The sequence below is a fragment of the Pseudomonas lundensis genome (assembly GCF_015377145.2).
In the GTDB taxonomy this organism is placed as follows: domain Bacteria; phylum Pseudomonadota; class Gammaproteobacteria; order Pseudomonadales; family Pseudomonadaceae; genus Aquipseudomonas; species Aquipseudomonas lundensis.
In genome coordinates, this window is sequence record NZ_CP062158.2 from 4,577,155 (window position 1) to 4,595,170 (window position 18,016).

Genomic DNA, 18,016 nt, shown 5'->3' on the forward strand with positions numbered 1-18,016 from the left:
CGAACCACGGTTCACTTGCTGCCCGTCTGGACTTTCACCGCAGGGGCAGCAAGCCGTGTTGCTTTTTAAGCCAAGGCTTTATCCAGCGAACGCTCGATTTCAGATTTGATCATGCCGCTCATCGCTGACATCAACATGCCCAGTTTCACGTCGACCTTGACGGTGTTCTCGCTGATCTCCAGCACACCATCCACACCTGAGCGCTTGAAGGCGACCTTGTCTCCTGACCATTGAGGTTTGAGCCCGTATTGCGACTCAAGCTTGGCAACCACTTCCCGCGCCTTCACGCGTGCGACCTCCAGGCCAAGGGTGTGGGTGCGTTCAACGTTGATGTGCGCCATGGCGGTTCTCCTCATAAATAAGCCGCTCACTATACTTACATTGACCCTCGCCAAGACAAAGTCGGCCACCGGGATTAGAATGGCCAGCATTCTCTTTTGGTGACAGCGATATGACTGATCAGCGCAAAGGCAGCGATGCCGAACCCACCACGCACTTCGGTTTCAAAAATGTTCCGGAAAGCCAGAAAGCGGAAAAAGTCGCTGAGGTGTTCCATTCCGTAGCGGGCAAATATGACCTGATGAACGACGTTCTGTCGGGCGGCATGCACCGCCTGTGGAAGCGTTTCACCATCGAGCTGTCGGGCGTTCGCCCTGGCAACAAAGTGCTGGACATCGCAGGCGGCACGGGCGATCTGGCACGCAAGTTCTCGCATCTGGTCGGTCCAACCGGTCAAGTGGTGCTGGCCGACATCAACGCCTCGATGCTCAAGGTTGGCCGAGACCGCCTTTTGGACAAAGGCGTGGCGGGCAATATCGAATTTGTTCAGGCCGACGCTGAAAAGCTGCCGTTCCCGGACAACTACTTTGATTGCGTGACCATCGCTTTCGGCCTGCGCAATGTGACCCACAAAGAAGACGCCCTGCGTTCGATGCTGCGCGTGCTCAAGCCAGGGGGTCGCCTGCTGGTGCTGGAATTCTCCAAGCCGACCAATGCCCTGATGTCCAAGGTCTACGACGCCTATTCGTTCGCGTTCATGCCGATGGTTGGCAAGCTCGTCCTCAACGACCCGGAAAGCTACCGCTACCTGGCCGAATCGATCCGCATGCACCCGAATCAGGAAACCCTGAAATCGATGATGGTCGAAGCCGGTTTTGACCGCGTGACGTACCACAACATGACCTCGGGCATTGTTGCCCTGCATCGCGGCATCAAGCCCTGATGTTGCTCAGCGGCCTTCTCGCCAGCGTCGAGAGCGGTGTTAACCGCATCTTGCGCCTGGACAGCACTGCACTGGCGCGCATGCGGCCTTTGACCGGCAAGGTCATTGCGGTCGAATGCGCGAGCCCCGCCTTGCACTTGTTTATCCTGCCCAGCGATGAAGGCTTGCTGCTGGCTGCCCAATGGGCGGCCGATGCCGATTGCACCCTGCGCGCCCCGGCGTCCAGCTTGCTGCACCTGGCCTTGAGCAAAGACAAAACCGCTGTGTTACATGGCCCGCAGGTCGACCTCGAAGGCGACAGCCATGTGCTGATGGAACTGGCGGCCATCCTTCAAGATCTGGAGCTGGACTGGGAGTTCGAGCTTTCGCGCTGGATTGGCCCGGTCGCGACCGCCCTGATCGCTGGTCATGTGCGCAGCCGCGCCAACTGGTATCAACACGGGTTCGCCAGCCTGAATCAGAATCTGGCCGAATACCTGAGCGAAGAAGCCCGCACTTTGGTCGGAGAACGTGAAGCGCAAGCGCGCTTTAACGAACTGGATCAACTCAAACTCGACCTGGACCGACTCGAAGCGCGTGTTGAACGCCTTTCTCGATCCCTCAATACCAGCGATCCCGCATGAAGCTGCTTGCCATTCGTCGCCTGTTTCGCATCCAGCGCGTTGTCATTCGTTACCGACTCGATGACCTGCTATTCGCCCTGCCATTGCCCTGGTGGATGCTGTCGTTGCGCTATGTATTGCCGTGGCGTTGGTTCCCGCGCAAAAAGCTTGAGCTGAGCCGCGGCGCTGCGTTGCGCCTGGCGTTGCAGGATCTGGGGCCGATTTTCATCAAATTCGGGCAGATCCTCTCCACCCGCCGCGATTTGCTGCCGCCCGACATCGCCGACGAGTTGATGCTGCTGCAAGACCGCGTACCGCCGTTCGACCCGCAAGTGGCGGTGAAGCTGATCGAAGAGCAACTGGGGGCCACCATCAGCGACGTGTTCAGCCGCTTCGATATCGAACCGCTGGCTTCGGCATCCGTCGCGCAGGTTCACGCCGCCAAGCTCAAGACCGGCGAAGAAGTGGTGGTCAAGGTGGTTCGCCCGGGCCTGAAGCCGATCATCGGTTCGGATCTGGCCTGGCTGTTCATTCTGGCCAAGACCGCCGAACGCCTGAGCGCCGATGCGCGTCTGTTGCACCCGGTGGATGTGGTCAGCGATTACGAAAAGACCATTTACGACGAACTCGATCTGTTGCGCGAAGCGGCCAATGCCAGCCAGCTCAAGCGCAATTTCGACGGTTCGCCGCTGCTGTATGTACCGCAGATTTACTGGGACTGGTGCCGCCCGAAAGTCTTGGTCATGGAGCGCATTTACGGGATTCAGGTCACTGATCTGGCCGCCCTCGCTGACCAGCGCACCGACATGAAGCTGCTGGCTGAACGCGGCGTCGAGATTTTCTTCACCCAGGTGTTTCGCGACAGCTTCTTCCACGCAGACATGCACCCCGGCAATATTTTCGTCAGCACCGTGAGCCCCTGGAGTCCGCAGTACATCGCGATCGACTGCGGCATTGTCGGCAGCCTCACGCCTGAGGATCAGGACTATCTGGCGCGCAACCTGTTTGCGTTCTTCAAGCGCGACTACCGCCGTGTGGCGCAGTTGCACATTGATTCGGGCTGGGTGCCGGCGCACACCAAACTCAACGAGTTCGAAGCCGCTATCCGTACCGTGTGCGAGCCGATCTTCGAGAAGCCGCTGAAAGAAATTTCCTTTGGCCAGGTGCTGATGCGCCTGTTCCAGACCGCGCGGCGCTTCAATATGGAAGTCCAGCCGCAATTGGTATTGCTGCAAAAAACCCTGCTTAACATCGAAGGCCTCGGGCGTCAGCTTTACCCCGACCTCGACCTCTGGAGCACGGCGCAACCCTTCCTCGAGCGCTGGATGCGCGAACGCGTCAGCCCGAAAACCCTGCTGCGCAACTTGCACAGCCAGGTCGAGCAGATTCCGCACCTGGCAGGCATGACCCGCGACCTGCTCGAGCGCCTCTCGCAGCCCCATGCGAAAAACCAGAAGTTGGTCGTGACCGAGCCGCGGGACAGCTGGTTCTTGCGTTTGCTCGGGGCGGGACATTTGGCCGCAGGTGCCTTGTTGGCCTCCGTTGGCCCGCTGCACACCCTGGGCTATTGGCCGGCTGGCATCATGCTGGCCGTGGGCTTGTATCTGATCGTGCGCCGATAGCCAGCCCCAGGCGAGGCTGGCAAACTGTGCATTCGCCGGTCCGGACCATCAGGTGCGGGCCCGTTGTCGGAGTCATACATGAAAGACTGGCTGGACGAGATCAAATGGGACAACGACGGCCTGGTGCCAGCGATTGCCCAGGACCATAAAACCGGGCGCGTCTTGATGATGGCCTGGATGAACCGCGAGGCCTTGAGCCTGACTGCCGCCGAGAACCGTGCCATTTACTGGTCACGTTCGCGTGGCAAGCTGTGGCGCAAGGGCGAGGCATCGGGCCATGTGCAAAAACTGCACGAAATGCGCCTGGACTGCGACGCCGACGTCATCATTCTGATGGTCGAGCAGATCGGCGACATCGCCTGCCATACCGGACGTCAGAGCTGCTTCTACCGCGTGTACGAAAACGCCGAGTGGAAAACCGTTGATCCGGTCCTGAAAGACCCGCACGCCATTTACCAAGCAGGGCACACCCATGACTGACACCTTGAGCCGCGTTGCCCAAGTCATCGAAGCGCGCAAGAATGCCGAACCGGGCAGCTCTTACGTCGCCAGCCTGTACCACAAGGGCTTGAACAAGATTCTGGAGAAGGTCGGTGAAGAATCGGTCGAGACCATCATCGCCGCCAAGGACGCTGCCATCAGCGGCGATTGCAGCGATGTGATCTACGAAACCGCCGACTTGTGGTTCCACAGCATGATCATGCTCGCCCAACTGGGGCAGCATCCGCAGGCTGTACTGGATGAACTGGAGCGTCGCATCGGCACCTCCGGCCACGTGGAAAAAGCCTCACGGCCGTCCGCCTAACCTCTTTTGCAAAGGAACAGATCATGGGCATTTTTGACTGGAAACACTGGATCGTCATTCTGGTAGTCGTGGTACTGGTCTTCGGCACCAAAAAACTGAAAAACCTCGGCACTGATGTCGGCGAATCGATCAAGGGCTTTCGCAAGGCCATGAACGACGACGAAAAACCGGCCGAGCCTGTGGTGCCACCTGCGCAGCCAACGGCCGCGCCGCAGCCGCACACCACCTCGACCCTGAACGAGCCGCACACCATCGACGTGCAGGCCCAAAAAGTCGAAGAGCCAACCCGTAAAGACGTGTGAGCCAAAACCCATGTTCGGTATCAGCTTCAGTGAACTGCTGCTCGTCGGCCTCGTGGCCCTGCTGGTGCTCGGCCCCGAGCGCCTGCCGGGGGCCGCACGCACGGCAGGGCTGTGGGTCGGGCGCCTGAAACGCAGTTTCAACGCGATCAAACAGGAAGTTGAACGTGAAATCGGTGCCGACGAAATCCGTCGACAACTGCACAACGAACACATCCTGTCGATGGAAGAGGAAGCCAAGAAGATCATGGCGCCCCTGCAGGACGCCATGAAGCCGGCCACGCCGGTCGAGCCGCCTGCGCCGCCCGCCGCCGTGCCTGCCGAACCCGCCAGCCCCGCGCCTGTGAGCCTGAGCAAAACCGCGTCCGAACCTGCGCCTGAACCGGCAGCGCCACACGACCCAACCCTGCCACCGCGAGCCCCTTAAGCGCATGAGCGACATTCCTGAAAATGACCAGCCAATGCCGCTGGTCTCGCACTTGACCGAGCTGCGCACCCGCTTGTTGCGTTGCATCGCGGCGATTTTCATCATCTTCGCCGGCTTGTTCGCCTTCACTCAGCAGATCTACACACTGGTCTCCACCCCGCTGCGTGAATACCTGCCGGTGGGCGCCACGATGATCGCCACCGACGTGGCATCGCCCTTCCTGACGCCGCTCAAGCTGACCATGATGGTCTCGCTGTTCATTGCCATCCCGGTGATCCTGCACCAGATCTGGGGCTTCATTGCGCCCGGCCTCTACAAGCACGAAAAACGCATCGCCGTGCCGCTGCTGATCTCCAGCATCTTTCTGTTCTACGCCGGGATGGCTTTTGCCTACTTCCTGGTGTTCCCGCTGGTGTTCAAGTTCTTCGCCGCCGCCACCCCGGAAGGCGTGGCCATGATGACCGACATCAGCAGCTACCTCGATTTCGTCATGACCCTGTTCTTCGCCTTTGGCGTGGCCTTTGAAATCCCGGTGGCCGTGGTGTTGCTGGTCTGGATCGGCATTGTCGACGTCAAATACCTGCGCAAGATCCGTCCGTACGTGATCATCGGCTGTTTTGTGGTCGGTATGATCCTGACCCCGCCGGACATCTTCTCCCAGACCCTGCTGGCGATCCCGATGTGGATGCTGTTTGAAATCGGCATTCTGTTCGGCAGCCTGGTCAGCAAAAACAAACGCGGCAATGACGCAGACGAGCAACCGGCTGACCAAAACGCCCAACCGCCAGCGCCGCACGCGTGAACCTTCTGCTCCTCGAAGAGGCTGACTTCATTGCCGCCGACCGCGTGATCCTGCGTGATCGGCGCCTCACGCACATGCAGGAAGTTCACCGTGCCGCTGTCGGTGACAGCCTGCGCGTGGGTCGGATTGGCGGCTTGATGGGCAGCGCCGAGTTGGTGCGCCTGGAGCCCAAAGAGGCTGAGCTGGTGATACACAGCCTCGACCAGCCGCCACCGGCCAAACTGCCCCTGACCCTGCTGCTGGCCCTGCCGCGTCCAAAAATGTTGCGCCGTGTGCTGCAAACCGTGGCCTCGATGGGCGTGCCCAAGGTGGTACTGGTGAACAGTTACCGGGTCGAAAAAAGCTTTTGGCAGACCCCGTTCCTGGAGCCCGAGGCGATTCGCGAGCAACTGATCCTCGGGCTGGAGCAGGCCCGCGACAGCGTGTTGCCTGAGATCATCATCGAAAAGCGCTTCAAACCGTTTGTCGAGGATCGCCTGCCTGCCCTGGTGCAAGGCACGCGTGGCCTAGTGGGCCATCCGGGCGATTACCCGCCCTGCCCGCGCGGGCTGGATGAAGCCGTGACCCTGGCCATCGGCCCGGAAGGCGGCTGGATCCCTTACGAAATCGACCTGTTGGCCAACGCCGGATTGCAACCGGTGCAACTGGGCGCTCGCATCTTGCGAGTCGAAACCGCCGTCACCGCCCTGCTTGCCCGTCTTTTTTGAGGCTGTAACCGCCCACAGCCTCGCGCCTCCCCCATCACGGCCATAGCAGCAGCCGTCTTCCTGAAACATCTTGCATTTAATACATTTCGTATAAACCCCTCAAGTTCACCGTTTGAGGGCCGATAGCCAAGCTCCGCAAAAGATACTCAGTGGCCATGGACGGCTTATATCGATGTGAATCGATCAGATAAGGAGCATCACCATGAATACGTGGTTGACCACTACGCTTGGCAACATCAGCGTCCATCGCAAACTCAGCCTGGGCTTCGGCCTGGTGCTGATGCTGACGCTGTTAATCACACTCACAGGCTGGATAGGGCTGGCATCGATCATCGATCGGAGCAACAAGCTCAGTACCATTTCCGACACCGTGGCGCTGGTCAAAGACCTGCGCATCGCCCGCGTGTCCTACGATCGCGACAACGGCGCAAACGGCCCCGCCGAGGTCAACGATCTGTTGAACCGGATCGAAAACAACCTCAAGCAAGCCAGCACGCAGTTGGTCTTGTCGCAAGACCTGGCCATGATCCATCAGGAATTACAGGCCGTCGCGCAGTACACAACCATCTTCAGCCAGATCGATGAAGCCACCCAGGCCCGCGAAGTGAGCCGAACGCAACTGGGCGCCAGTGCAGACAGCGCTGTCGCCCGCATCGAAACCATTGAGCAGGATGTGCTCAAAGGCAATGACCTGGGCATGCTCAACCGGGTCGATCAACTGGCGCGCTCCGTGCAAAATGCGCGCTTTCACGTGCGCGGTTACACCTACAGCGGCGCGGCGGATACCGCGCAACCGGCGCTGGACGCGATCAACCAGGCGCAGGCCCAACTCACCCGCCTGTCAGCCACCCTGCCTGCTGAATACGCCCTCCCGTTGCAACACATCAAAGAAGCACTCACGCGCTACGGCGATACCTTTGTGCAGTTTCGCGACTCGCAAATGCTCAGCGATCAGCAACAGAGCACCCTCAAAACCCTGGGCGACAGCCTGGTGGACGTCAGCCATCAATTGGCTGACCTGCAAACCGAGAAACGCGACAGCGATGCGCAACAAGCCAAGACCGCGCTCGCCCTGTGCGCCACGCTGGCGCTGGTGTTGGGCACACTGGCGGCCTGGCTGATTACCCGCCAAATCGTCAACCCGCTGCAACACACCCTGCGCATCGTGCAAGCCGTGGCCGCAGGCGACCTGACGCAGGATCACCCCACGCAACGCCGTGATGAACTGGGTCAGGTGCAGAACGCCATTGCCCGCATGACCGGCGAGCTGCGGGAGCTGATCGGCGGCATCTGCGACAGCGTGACCCAGATCGCCAGCGCCGCTGAACAGCTGTCCGCGGTGACCGAGCAGACCAGCGCCGGGGTCAACAGCCAAAAAGACGAGACCGATCAAGTCGCCTCGGCGATGCATGAAATGGCCGCCACCGTGCAGGAGGTGGCGCGCAACGCTGAAGATGCATCGGTGGCCGCCGTCACCGCCGACCAGCAAGCGCGCGAAGGTGACACGGTCGTGGCTCAGGCCATCGAGCAGATCGAGCATCTGGCCGCCGAAGTCGAAAAATCCACTGACGCGATGACGCACCTGCGGCAGGAAAGCGGCAAGATCGGCAGCGTGCTCGATGTCATCAAGTCGGTGTCACAACAAACCAACCTGCTGGCCCTCAACGCGGCCATCGAAGCGGCCCGCGCAGGCGAAGCCGGTCGCGGCTTTGCCGTGGTGGCCGATGAAGTGCGCAGCCTGGCGCAACGCACTCAGGCGTCCACCGAAGAAATCGAAGAGCTGATTGTCGGCCTGCAAACCGGCACCCAACGGGTCTCCGCGAGCATGGACAACAGCCGCGTGCTGACCGACAGCAGTGTCGAACTGACGCGCCGCGCCGGTGCCTCGTTGAGCACCATCACCCGCACGGTGTCGACCATTCAGGGCATGAACCAGCAAATCGCAGCCGCCGCCGAACAGCAAAGCAGCGTGGCGCAAGAAATCAATCGCAGCGTGCTCAACGTGCGCGATGTGTCCGAGCAAACGGCGTCCGCCAGCGAAGAAACCGCAGCCTCCAGCATTGAACTGGCCAGGCTGGGCACTCACCTGCAAGGGTTGGTGGGTCGATTCAAGGTGTAACGCCTTAGCGCGAAGTGGTGTGGGCCACCCCTTGCCGCTTCGCGTTGCCCGACAGCGACTACACTCGTGATGGCATAAAGCCTGCGATGTCCGTCACAGTCTGACCATCGGTGCTTACAGTTCTGCGCGGGCGCGCCGATGACCTGAGAACTAATAAAAAGACCGCGATGCACTGGACAGCCTGCCATGGAGTCGATTCGGTCAAAAAAGGAGCACCGCCATGTACCGTTGGTTGGCCCACACGCTAGGCAATATCAGCGTCAATCGTAAACTCAGCCTGGGCTTTGGCCTGGTATTGCTGTTGACCCTGCTGATTACCGCTACCGGCTGGAACGGCCTGGTGTCCGTGATCGATCGCGGCGACAAACTGGCGAATATCTCCAAAATCATCGCCCTGACCAAAGACTTGCGTATCGCGCGCCTGGACTATGAAAAGGACAGAGGCGAACACGGACCCGCTCAACTCAATGCCCGCTTGACCGAGCTGGACGAGACGCTGGAAACGTCCCGCCGCCAACTCACACAACCGGCAGATATCGCTCTGGTGCAACAACAATTGGCGGCTGTGGCCGATTATCGCCGGGCCGTGTCCGACATCACACAGGCCACCCAGGCCCGCGAAAACAGCCGCACCCAATTGGGGGCGACCGCCGATAACGCGGTGGCCAAGGTGGCGGACATCGAAAAAGCCCTGCTGCAAGGCGACAGCGTGGCGCAGTTCAACAGCGTGATCGAACTGAGCAAATTGCTGCAACAAGCCCGTTTCCAGGTGCGTGGCTACACCTACAGCGGCAAACCTGAAGCCGAGCAACCGGCGCTGGACGCCATCGACAACGCCATCAAGGACGCCACCCGCCTGGCTGGCACCCTGCCAGTCGAGTACACCGCCAACCTGCAACAGGCCAGCGAATCCTTGCAAAACTACCGTGCCGCCGTGACCAGCTTTCGAGACGCTCAGGTGGCCAACGCCCAGGTACTGGAGCGCATGCACGGCTTGGGCAATACGCTGATCGATCTGAGCAAACAACTTTCGGGCATGCAAACCGCCAAGCGTGATCTCGACAGCCAGCACGCGAAAAACCTGTTGTTCGGCTGCACCGTGCTGGCGCTGCTGCTGGGCGCCATCGCGGCGTGGAGCATCACACGCCAGATTGTGATCCCGTTGCGTCAAACCTTGAGCACCGTCGAGCGCGTGGCTGCAGGCGACCTGACGAACAACTACGACACCCCGCGCCGCGATGAAATGGGCCAGTTGCAACGCGCCGTACAGCGCATGACGGTGGGCCTTCGCGAGTTGATTGGTGGCATCTCCGAGGGCGTGACGCAGATCGCCAGTGCAGCCGAAGAGCTGTCAGCCGTGACGGAACAGACCAGCGCCGGGGTCAACAGCCAAAAGGTCGAAACTGACCAGGTGGCCACCGCGATGCATGAAATGGCCGCCACCGTGCAGGAAGTGGCGCGCAATGCCGAAGAAGCGTCCGAAGCGGCTGTCGCCGCCGACCAACAGGCGCGTGAAGGCGACAAGGTCGTGGGGGAAGCCATCGCCCAGATCGAGAAACTGGCGATGGAAGTCGGCAATTCCACCGAGGCCATGAGCCATCTCAAACGCGAAAGCGACAAAATCGGTAGCGTGCTGGACGTGATCAAATCCGTGGCCCAGCAAACTAACTTGCTGGCGCTCAACGCAGCCATTGAAGCGGCACGGGCGGGCGAAGCGGGACGCGGCTTTGCCGTCGTGGCCGATGAAGTGCGCAGCCTGGCGCAACGTACTCAGCAATCGACTGAGGAAATCGAAGAGCTGATTGCGGGCCTGCAAAGCGGCACGTTGCAAGTGGCCACCAGCATGGACAGCAGTCGCAGCCTGACCGACAGCAGCGTCGAGCTGACCCGTCGCGCGGGTGAGTCGCTGGGCAACATCAAACGCACGGTCTCAACCATTCAGGGGATGAACCAGCAGATCGCGGCGGCGGCCGAACAGCAAAGTGCGGTGGCTGATGAAATCAACCGCAGCGTATTGAACGTGCGCGATGTGTCAGAGCAGACCTCCGCCGCCAGTGAAGAAACGGCTGCATCGAGCATCGAATTGGCGCGACTGGGCACGCATCTGCAAAGGTTGGTGGGACGCTTCAAAGTGTAGACAGGCCGCTGCCCTCACCTCAGCCCTCCCTCAAAGGGAGGGGGCCAAGGTGAGGGCGACGTTTACAGCACCTGCCGCAAAAACGCCTGGGCACGCAGGTCTTTGGGCGAGTGGAAGAAGTCCTCCGGGGCAGAGTCTTCAAGCAATTTGCCGTGATCAAAGAACAACACGCGGTTGGCCACTTCCCGGGCAAACCCCATTTCGTGGGTCACGCAAACCATGGTCATGCCTTCAAGCGCCAGGGTTTTCATCACGTCCAGCACTTCGCCGACCATCTCCGGGTCGAGCGCGGAGGTCGGCTCGTCGAACAGCATGACCTTGGGTTCCATCGCCAGCGCGCGAGCAATGGCCACCCGTTGCTGCTGTCCACCCGAGAGGCGCGACGGATATTCATTGGCTTTCTGCCCGATACCGACCTTTTCCAGCAGGGCGCGGGCCTTGGCTTCGCGCTCGGCCTTGCCCCGTTTGCGCACGACTTTCTGCGCCAGGCACAGGTTCTCAAGCACGGTCATGTGCGGGAACAAGTTGAAATGCTGGAACACCATGCCGACTTCACGACGGTAGGCGTTCACGTCCGTTTTCGGGTTGGCGAGGTCGACCCCGTCGATGCTGACCGAGCCCGAATCGAAATCTTCCAGGCCATTCAAGCACCGCAAAAACGTCGACTTGCCCGACCCGGACGGGCCAATTACCACCAGCACTTCGCCCTTGGCGACCGTGGTGCTGACGTTATCCACCGCGCGAACAACCTGCCCGCGGGTGTCGAAGACTTTTACCAGTTCGCGGACTTCAATCACTTTGCGCGAGCCTCCGCTCAAGACGGCTGGCCAGGTTGGACAGCGGCAGGTTGATCAACAGGTACAGGCCCGCCACGCAGAACAAAATCTCGAACGGCGAGAACGAGGTGGTAATGACTTCGCGCCCGCTCTTGAGCAGCTCGGTAATGGCAATCACCGACACCAACGAGGTGTCTTTGACCAGGCTGATGAACTGTCCGGCCAGCGGGGGCAGCACGCGTTTGAAGGCTTGCGGCAACACCACGTAACGCATCGACTGGGTGGCATTGAGCCCCAGCGAACGCGCCGCTTCGTTTTGCCCGCGGGCAATGGACTGCACGCCCGAACGGACGATTTCAGCCACGTACGCCCCGGTGAACAACGACAGCGCAGCAATGCCGGCAAACTCGCGGGACAGGTTGAGTACGGTGCCAATGAAGAAGTAGAAGATGAAAATCTGCACCAGCAGGGGCGTGCCCCGTACCAGCTCGACGTACAGGGTCGATAGGTCGCGCAGGGTCGGGTTATTCGACAGCCTGCACAGGCCGGTGGTCAGGCCAATCATCAGGCCCAGCACCCCCGACACCAACGACAACCACACGGTGGTCCACAACCCCAGCAACAACGGGCCAGCGGCCCAGTGCCGGGTCACGCCAATCACATCGCCTTCGGCAACGTCGTCGCCTTCAGCCAGTTGCACACTGTTGTCGGCCACTGTCAGGCGTTGCTCGGTGCCATCATCGGCGCGCAACACCACTTCGGCCTGATCGCCTTTGCGCACCAGCTCGATCACGGTCGAGGTTTCAGCGGCTCGCTGAGCTTCCTCCGCCTGATAGACGAAGTACTGCGGAACTCGGTTCCAGCGCCACTCGTAGGACATCAGCGAGGTGGCGTAATACAGCGCGCCCGCCAGACCGATGAGCACCAGCACGGTCAACACGTGCCAGGGCCACTGTGCTTTTTTTTGTTTGATCACGTTGCAATATTTCCGTCGAGGTCAGCGCGGCAGACTGTGTGGGGTCGCTGCCGCAGGCTGCAATGGGCTGCGTGGCAGCCCTGATAACAGAAGGCCTTCGGGCCTTGGCGCAGCCTTGGGCAGCGACTACAGGAGACCGCGTTTATTCCATGTCTTTGAGCCAAGTGGTGTCTTTGAACCACTTGTCATGGATGCGATCGTAGGTGCCGTCTTCGTGGATCTGGTGCAGGAAGTTATTGATGAAGTTAAGGCTGTCGTAGTCGCCCTTCTTCAGACCAAAGGCCAATGGCTCGTAGGTGAACGGCTGATCGAGAAACACCAGTTTGCCGTCGCCGAACTTGTTAACGGCCACCACGTTGTAAGGCGCGTCATAAACAAAGGCATCGGCCTTGCCGTTCACCACGTCGAGTACGCCTTCAGGCTCGTTGTCATAGCCGTGGTACTGGGCCTTGGACATCAGCTTTTTGGCGATCATTTCGCCTGTGGTGCCCAGCTTCGAGGTCAGGCGGTATTGCGGGTCGTTGAGGTCTTTGTAGCTTTTGACCTTGTCAGCCAGTTCCTTGCGGATCAGCAGGGTCTGACCGACCACGATGAACGGTTCGCTGAAGTTCAGGCGCAGGTTGCGTTCCTGGGTCAGGGTCATGCCGCTGCCGATCATGTCGAATTTGTTGGTCATCAACGCCGGGATAATGCCGTCATAGCCGGTGGAAACCAGCTCCAGCTTGACGCCCATGGACTTGGCCATGGCTTTGAGCAAGTCCACTTCGAAACCAATAATCTGGCCACGCTTGTTGGTCATTTCGAACGGCATGTAGGTGGGGTCCATGCCCACCTTTAACGTGCCGCGTTTGACCGCATCATCAATCGCGCCTGCGTGGGCTGCGCTGACCGCCAGTAGTGCAGTGACACCGAACATCAGTTTCGACAGAAACTTCTTCATCATCAACTCCCCGGAACCTACTCAATAAAGGCGTTGGCCAACGGTGGGCCCGATACTCAAAGCCAACACAGCCGGGCATTCGCCCACTCGGAGACGGATGCTAACTCAGAGCAGAGAGAGCACAAAGGTTTTGCGTAAGAAAAGCGCAGCGCACGCCGGGATAAGTACCCGCCATTGCTGACGAAGGGAGTGCCAACGCCTGTGGGCCTTTGTGATAACGGCTGGCGGTATCTCGCCTGGCCGGCGCCGGTGGCGACTTCAGACGCAGCGTAAAAAGCCCAAAAAAAAACCCCACCGAAGTGGGGTTTTGTCTGCATCAAGCGGCCGGTTGCAACGGCAACAACGGCGCGTGAGGATCAGCGGCGATCGACTCACGCCACGCGTTGAGCCAGTCTTCATGGCCTTCGTCCCACACCAACGCGTGCAAGCGTGCCAGGGCGACAGGGTCGCTCAGCAGCGCCATGCGCTCGTTGTTGTTCAGACCGCCAGGTCCGACTTTCAGGGCGTGACGCACCCGCTCGGCACGCAACCATTCAATCGGTTCGGCCTGACGGTGACGCGACGTGGCCAATGCACAGGCCAGCGCGTTCTGCTGCGGGTCCACCACTGAACGGATAAACCCGTCATGCAAGGCGTGGTAACGATTTTCGTGGGTGTATTCGGCGGTGGCCGACAACTCACGGGGCGGCGCGTATTCCTCAGGGATCAGGAACAGGCTGGCGTCACGAGACTTGAGGCCCAGCTTCACACGGCTGGAAATCACCGACACCGGGATCGACAACATCAACGAACCCACGATCGGCACCAACCACCACAGGAAGCTCGGGTTCAACCACAACACCAAGGCCGCCCAGGCTGCACCCAGCAGGGTTTGCGGCCCATGGCGACGTACCGCTTCGCTCCACGGTGTGGAGTCATCGTCACGTTGTGGCGAGTTCCACGTCGCGGCCCAGCCCAAAAATGCAGCCAGTACGAAACGGGTGTGGAAGATCATGCGCACCGGCGCCAGCAGCATGGAGAACAGCATCTCCAGCAGCATCGACAGCGTGACCTTGAACTTGCCGCCAAACTGTTTCGCGCCTTTGGCCCAGATCAGGATGATGCTCAGCAACTTGGGCAAAAACAGCAGCACGATGGTGGTCGAGAACAACGCCACGGCTTTTTCCGGGTGCCACTGCGGCCACAGCGGGTAGAGCTGACGCGGTTCCATAAAGTACTGCGGCTCCATCAGCGTGTTGACCGCCAGCAGCGCCGTCGACAGCAGCAAGAAGAAGAACCACAACGGCGCCGACAGGTAGGACATCACGCCCGTCAGGAACACGGCCCGGTGAACCGGGTGCATGCCCTTGACCAGGAACAGGCGGAAGTTCATCAGGTTACCGTGGCACCAGCGACGGTCGCGCTTGAGTTCGTCCAGCAAGTTGGGCGGCAATTCTTCATAGCTGCCCGGCAAGTCGTAGGCAATCCACACGCCCCAGCCCGCACGGCGCATCAACGCCGCTTCAACGAAGTCGTGGGACAGAATCGCACCCGCGAACGCCCCTTTGCCCGGCAACGGCGCGAGGGCGCAGTGCTCGATAAAAGGCTTCATGCGGATGATGGCGTTGTGGCCCCAGTAGTGGGATTCACCCAACTGCCAGAAGTGCAGACCGGCCGTAAACAGTGGGCCGTAGACCCGCGTGGCGAACTGCTGCATGCGCGCATACAGCGTGTCCATGCCCGACGCCCGTGGCGCGGTCTGAATAATGCCCGCGTCCGGTGTGGCTTCCATCAAGCGCACCAGGCTGGTCAGGCATTCGCCGCTCATCACGCTGTCGGCGTCAAGCACCACCATGTACTTGTAATCGCCGCCCCAGCGACGGCAGAAGTCGTCGAGGTTGCCGCTTTTACGTTTCACACGGCGACGGCGACGGCGATAGAAAATCCGCCCGAAGCCTCCGGTCTCGCGGCACACATCCAGCCAGGCCTGCTGTTCAGCCACGCAGATGTCGGGATCGTTACTGTCACTGAGGACGAAGAAGTCGAAACGGTCCAGGTCACCGGTGGCAGCCACCGATTCGTACGTCGCACGCAAGCCCGCAAACACGCGGGTCACGTCTTCGTTACAGATCGGCATGACCAACGCTGTGCGAGCGTCCTGCGGGATCGGCTCATTACCGGCGCTGGCGCCCGAGATGCGGTACTTGTCGTGACCGGTCAGCAGTTCCAGAAACCCCATCAGGGCGGTCCAGAAACCCGCCGATACCCAGCAGAACAGAATCCCGAACAGAATCAGAATGCTGGTTTGCAGCGCATACGGCAGCACTTGCTGCGCGGTTTGCAGCAGCGGCTGATGAATCACTTCGTCCAGATCGACGAACGACCAGCCCTGATACGGCATGATGCCTTTCATGTACCAGCCGGCAACGATGGTCTGGCCGAGCATCAGAATCAGCAAGATGTAACGGCGGATCGAACCCACCGTGCGCCAGCGCGCCTTGGGCAACACGCGTTCATCTTTGGGCGGTGCCGGCGGATTGCTGCGCCCGGTCAGGCGCCGCCAACCACGCACCAGGATATTGGTGCGCCACGGTTCGGGCACCACTTTGGTGCGACGAATCGGCGGCGTGGCCTTGAGCATCACTCGGCCGCTGGCATCGACGCCGAGCATTTCGGCGTCTTCCAGCGCTTGCGCCGAACTGAGTTTAAGGCGCGAGCCCACCGACGCCTGAGCGGACTCGGCGGTGCTCACGTCGTCATGGGCCGACAGGCGCTCGTGCAACGCCTCGAACGATGTGCAACTGGCCAGCTCGGCGCGCTGCTCATCGCTCAAGGGTAGGTGCGCCAGGTACTCGCTGAGCGAGGCTGACTCTGCGTGAGCATTACTCATCGGCTGGCAACTGGTAGCTCCAGGTCTCGGTCAGGACTTTTTCAGTCTTGACTGGCGCTGGTGTGGCTGGGGCCGCTTCGGCCGCAGGCGCTTTGGCGTCCTTGGCTTTGTGCTGGTCTTTCTTTTCCTGAGCCTTGGCCGCCGCTTTCTCGGCCTTGGTCAGCGGGGCGGCAGGGGCCGGTTCTTCATCGGCGACCAGCGCGGCACGCAGCTCGGTGGACTTGCTCGGGTCTTTGACCTTCAAGCGCAACGTCAAACGCCAGCCCTTGGTTTCCGGGTTGTGGCGCAGGTTGTTTTCCACCAGCTCGGCGTTATCGCCCACGCTGACCTGGCTACGCACGGCGGCGTCTGCTGGCAACTTCTCAAGCGACGGGCCTTCGAAGTCGATCAGGTAAGCCACGCTGCCGTCCGGTTGACGGATCAGGTTGGACTGCTTGACGTCACCGGTCGAGCGCAGTGTTTGCTGGGCCCAGGCGCTGTCTTTAGGGTGCAGGGCGGCTTCGTTCATCGTCCAGTGCAAGCGATAGGCAAAGTCGAAAGGCTTGAGCGGCTCAGGCTGAGTTTCCGGGCTCCAGAACGCAACGATGTTGTCGTTGGTCTCGTCAGCGGTCGGGATTTCGACCAGATCCACCGTCCCCTTGCCCCAGTCGCCTTGTGGCTCGATCCAGGCACTTGGACGCTTGTGGTAGTTGTCGTCGAGGTCTTCGTAGTGGCTGAAATCACGGCCGCGTTGCAGCAGGCCAAAGCCCAGCGGGTTTTCAACCGAGAAGTTGCTCACCGACAAATGCTTGGGGTTGTTCAGCGGACGCCAGATCCACTCACCGTTGCCGGCGTGAATCGCCAGGCCCGACGAATCGTGCAGTTCGCGGCGGTAGTTGAGCACTTTGGACGGCTGGTTGGCGCCGAACAGGTACATGCTGGTCAGCGGGGCGATGCCCAGCTTGCCGACTTTGTCACGCAGGAACATTTGCGCCTTGACGTCGACCACCGTGTCGACACCCGGGCGCAGCGTGAAGCGGTAAGCGCCGGTAGCACGAGGCGAATCCAGCAGGGCGAAAATCACCAGATGCTTGTCACCGGCTTTCGGACGTTCAATCCAGAACTCGGTGAAACGCGGGAATTCTTCGCCGGACGGCAAAGCGGTGTCGATGGCCAGACCACGAGCCGACAGGCCGTAGGTTTGGTCCTTACCGACAACGCGGAAATAACTGGCGCCGAGCATGGTCATGACTTCGTCCTGCTTATCGGCTTTGTTCAGCGGATAAAGGACACGGAAGCCCGCCCAACCGAGGTTCTCGGTAGCTTTCGGGTCAAATTGAACATCACCGAAATCGAAACGACTGGCGTCGTACTTGATCTCTTCCACCTTGGTGGCGGTGACTTCGTTGATTTTCACCGGCGTGTCGAAATGCATGCCCTGGTGATAGAACGACAATTTGAAAGGCGTTTTGTCGTCAGCCCACTGCGCTTTCTCGTTGCGGAAACGAATTTTCTGGTAGTCCGCGAACTTCATGTCGCGAAATTCGTTAGGCAGATTGCTGCGCGGAGCTTGGTACTTCTGCTCGGCGAGGGTTTTAGCCTCCGCCGCCACGTCATCCAGACTGAATGCCCACAGTTGACCCGCACCGAACAAGCAAAAGAGCGCAGAGCCCGTCACCAGTGCGTTGCGTAACCGCTTGGCAGACTTTTTTGGTGCATTAAATGGACTAACAA

The 18,016-nt window shown here is 60.3% G+C and carries 17 protein-coding genes and 2 pseudogenes; 13 read left to right on the forward strand and 6 right to left on the reverse strand.

The window, feature by feature from the left end; all coding sequences use genetic code 11:
* Window positions 1-65: 65 nt before the first annotated feature.
* Window positions 66-341 (reverse strand): polyhydroxyalkanoic acid system family protein, encoded by a 276-nt coding sequence (locus IF654_RS21330; RefSeq protein ID WP_047279877.1) that lies wholly within the window; start codon window positions 339-341, stop codon window positions 66-68.
* Window positions 342-451: 110 nt separating this feature from the next.
* On the opposite strand from IF654_RS21330, the gene ubiE reads away from it, so the two are divergent.
* The 13 genes and pseudogenes from ubiE to IF654_RS23375 all read left to right on the forward strand — a co-directional run bounded on the left by ubiE (window position 452) and on the right by IF654_RS23375 (window position 10,742).
* Complete coding sequence (gene ubiE, locus IF654_RS21335) at window positions 452-1,222, forward strand: bifunctional demethylmenaquinone methyltransferase/2-methoxy-6-polyprenyl-1,4-benzoquinol methylase UbiE (RefSeq protein ID WP_047272976.1); 771 nt, start codon at window positions 452-454, stop codon at window positions 1,220-1,222.
* The gene (locus IF654_RS21340) at window positions 1,222-1,845 is read left to right on the forward strand and encodes a ubiquinone biosynthesis accessory factor UbiJ (RefSeq protein WP_047272975.1); all 624 of its coding nucleotides are present in this window, start codon (window positions 1,222-1,224) and stop codon (window positions 1,843-1,845) included. Before ubiE ends, IF654_RS21340 begins: the two co-directional genes overlap by 1 nt.
* Complete coding sequence (ubiB, locus tag IF654_RS21345) at window positions 1,842-3,446, forward strand: ubiquinone biosynthesis regulatory protein kinase UbiB (RefSeq protein WP_047272974.1); 1,605 nt, start codon at window positions 1,842-1,844, stop codon at window positions 3,444-3,446. Before IF654_RS21340 ends, ubiB begins: the two co-directional genes overlap by 4 nt.
* A gap of 78 nt (window positions 3,447-3,524) precedes the next feature.
* Window positions 3,525-3,926, forward strand: a complete 402-nt coding sequence (gene hisI, locus IF654_RS21350) for a phosphoribosyl-AMP cyclohydrolase (protein WP_194862084.1) — start codon at window positions 3,525-3,527, stop codon at window positions 3,924-3,926.
* Window positions 3,919-4,251, forward strand: coding sequence for a phosphoribosyl-ATP diphosphatase (locus IF654_RS21355; protein ID WP_047272972.1), 333 nt, complete (start codon window positions 3,919-3,921; stop codon window positions 4,249-4,251). Before hisI ends, IF654_RS21355 begins: the two co-directional genes overlap by 8 nt.
* 23 nt (window positions 4,252-4,274) lie before the next feature.
* Window positions 4,275-4,553, forward strand: coding sequence for a twin-arginine translocase TatA/TatE family subunit (locus IF654_RS21360; RefSeq protein ID WP_019825245.1), 279 nt, complete (start codon window positions 4,275-4,277; stop codon window positions 4,551-4,553).
* Between the two features lie 10 nt (window positions 4,554-4,563).
* A complete protein-coding gene (tatB, locus tag IF654_RS21365) occupies window positions 4,564-4,977 on the forward strand; it encodes a Sec-independent protein translocase protein TatB (RefSeq protein ID WP_047281944.1) in 414 nt (137 codons plus the stop codon).
* A gap of 4 nt (window positions 4,978-4,981) precedes the next feature.
* Entirely contained in the window at window positions 4,982-5,779 is a 798-nt protein-coding gene (gene tatC / locus IF654_RS21370) for a twin-arginine translocase subunit TatC (RefSeq protein ID WP_047274887.1), read from the forward strand.
* The gene (locus tag IF654_RS21375; RefSeq protein ID WP_047272969.1) at window positions 5,776-6,486 is read left to right on the forward strand and encodes a 16S rRNA (uracil(1498)-N(3))-methyltransferase; all 711 of its coding nucleotides are present in this window, start codon (window positions 5,776-5,778) and stop codon (window positions 6,484-6,486) included. Before tatC ends, IF654_RS21375 begins: the two co-directional genes overlap by 4 nt.
* 280 nt (window positions 6,487-6,766) lie before the next feature.
* Window positions 6,767-7,750 (forward strand): annotated as a pseudogene (locus tag IF654_RS23360) (methyl-accepting chemotaxis protein); the annotation flags it as partial.
* Window positions 7,742-8,605 carry a methyl-accepting chemotaxis protein gene (locus IF654_RS23365; protein ID WP_404940634.1) on the forward strand — a complete coding sequence of 288 codons (864 nt, stop codon included), beginning with the start codon at window positions 7,742-7,744 and terminating at the stop codon, window positions 8,603-8,605. The pseudogene IF654_RS23360 and the gene IF654_RS23365, both read left to right, overlap by 9 nt.
* 220 nt (window positions 8,606-8,825) lie before the next feature.
* A pseudogene (locus IF654_RS23370) lies at window positions 8,826-9,884 on the forward strand (methyl-accepting chemotaxis protein); the annotation flags it as partial.
* 144 nt (window positions 9,885-10,028) lie between these two features.
* Window positions 10,029-10,742: a methyl-accepting chemotaxis protein gene (locus IF654_RS23375; RefSeq protein ID WP_418889560.1), complete on the forward strand. Its 714-nt coding sequence runs from the start codon at window positions 10,029-10,031 to the stop codon at window positions 10,740-10,742.
* Window positions 10,743-10,804: 62 nt separating this feature from the next.
* Here the strand turns inward: IF654_RS23375 and IF654_RS21390 are convergent, their stop codons facing one another.
* From IF654_RS21390 to IF654_RS21410, 5 genes are all read right to left on the reverse strand, one after another.
* On the reverse strand, window positions 10,805-11,539 hold the full coding sequence (locus IF654_RS21390; RefSeq protein ID WP_047272966.1) for an amino acid ABC transporter ATP-binding protein: 735 nt from the start codon (window positions 11,537-11,539) through the stop codon (window positions 10,805-10,807).
* Window positions 11,532-12,491, reverse strand: coding sequence for an amino acid ABC transporter permease (locus IF654_RS21395; protein WP_371058216.1), 960 nt, complete (start codon window positions 12,489-12,491; stop codon window positions 11,532-11,534). The genes IF654_RS21390 and IF654_RS21395 overlap by 8 nt, the downstream gene beginning before the upstream one ends.
* Before the next feature lie 145 nt (window positions 12,492-12,636).
* The gene (locus tag IF654_RS21400; RefSeq protein WP_047272964.1) at window positions 12,637-13,434 is read right to left on the reverse strand and encodes a transporter substrate-binding domain-containing protein; all 798 of its coding nucleotides are present in this window, start codon (window positions 13,432-13,434) and stop codon (window positions 12,637-12,639) included.
* Between the two features lie 316 nt (window positions 13,435-13,750).
* Window positions 13,751-16,303 carry a glucans biosynthesis glucosyltransferase MdoH gene (gene mdoH / locus IF654_RS21405; RefSeq protein ID WP_194862081.1) on the reverse strand — a complete coding sequence of 851 codons (2,553 nt, stop codon included), beginning with the start codon at window positions 16,301-16,303 and terminating at the stop codon, window positions 13,751-13,753.
* On the reverse strand, window positions 16,296-17,963 hold the full coding sequence (locus IF654_RS21410; RefSeq protein ID WP_169835845.1) for a glucan biosynthesis protein G: 1,668 nt from the start codon (window positions 17,961-17,963) through the stop codon (window positions 16,296-16,298). The genes mdoH and IF654_RS21410 overlap by 8 nt, the downstream gene beginning before the upstream one ends.
* Between the last annotated feature and the right edge of the window lie 53 nt (window positions 17,964-18,016).

What these genes read in the sequence shown, in the direction of transcription:
- IF654_RS21355 (WP_047272972.1), top strand. Translation starts at nt 3,919, where the DNA reads ATGACTGACACCTTGAGCCGCGTTGCCCAAGTCATCGAAGCGCGCAAG.
- ubiE (WP_047272976.1), top strand. Translation starts at nt 452, where the DNA reads ATGACTGATCAGCGCAAAGGCAGCGATGCCGAACCCACCACGCACTTC.
- IF654_RS21360 (WP_019825245.1), top strand. Translation starts at nt 4,275, where the DNA reads ATGGGCATTTTTGACTGGAAACACTGGATCGTCATTCTGGTAGTCGTG.
- IF654_RS21330 (WP_047279877.1), bottom strand. Translation starts at nt 341, where the DNA reads ATGGCGCACATCAACGTTGAACGCACCCACACCCTTGGCCTGGAGGTC.
- IF654_RS21340 (WP_047272975.1), top strand. Translation starts at nt 1,222, where the DNA reads ATGTTGCTCAGCGGCCTTCTCGCCAGCGTCGAGAGCGGTGTTAACCGC.
- tatC (WP_047274887.1), top strand. Translation starts at nt 4,982, where the DNA reads ATGAGCGACATTCCTGAAAATGACCAGCCAATGCCGCTGGTCTCGCAC.
- hisI (WP_194862084.1), top strand. Translation starts at nt 3,525, where the DNA reads ATGAAAGACTGGCTGGACGAGATCAAATGGGACAACGACGGCCTGGTG.
- mdoH (WP_194862081.1), bottom strand. Translation starts at nt 16,303, where the DNA reads ATGAGTAATGCTCACGCAGAGTCAGCCTCGCTCAGCGAGTACCTGGCG.
- IF654_RS21400 (WP_047272964.1), bottom strand. Translation starts at nt 13,434, where the DNA reads ATGAAGAAGTTTCTGTCGAAACTGATGTTCGGTGTCACTGCACTACTG.
- ubiB (WP_047272974.1), top strand. Translation starts at nt 1,842, where the DNA reads ATGAAGCTGCTTGCCATTCGTCGCCTGTTTCGCATCCAGCGCGTTGTC.
- IF654_RS23365 (WP_404940634.1), top strand. Translation starts at nt 7,742, where the DNA reads ATGACCGGCGAGCTGCGGGAGCTGATCGGCGGCATCTGCGACAGCGTG.
- IF654_RS23375 (WP_418889560.1), top strand. Translation starts at nt 10,029, where the DNA reads ATGCATGAAATGGCCGCCACCGTGCAGGAAGTGGCGCGCAATGCCGAA.
- tatB (WP_047281944.1), top strand. Translation starts at nt 4,564, where the DNA reads ATGTTCGGTATCAGCTTCAGTGAACTGCTGCTCGTCGGCCTCGTGGCC.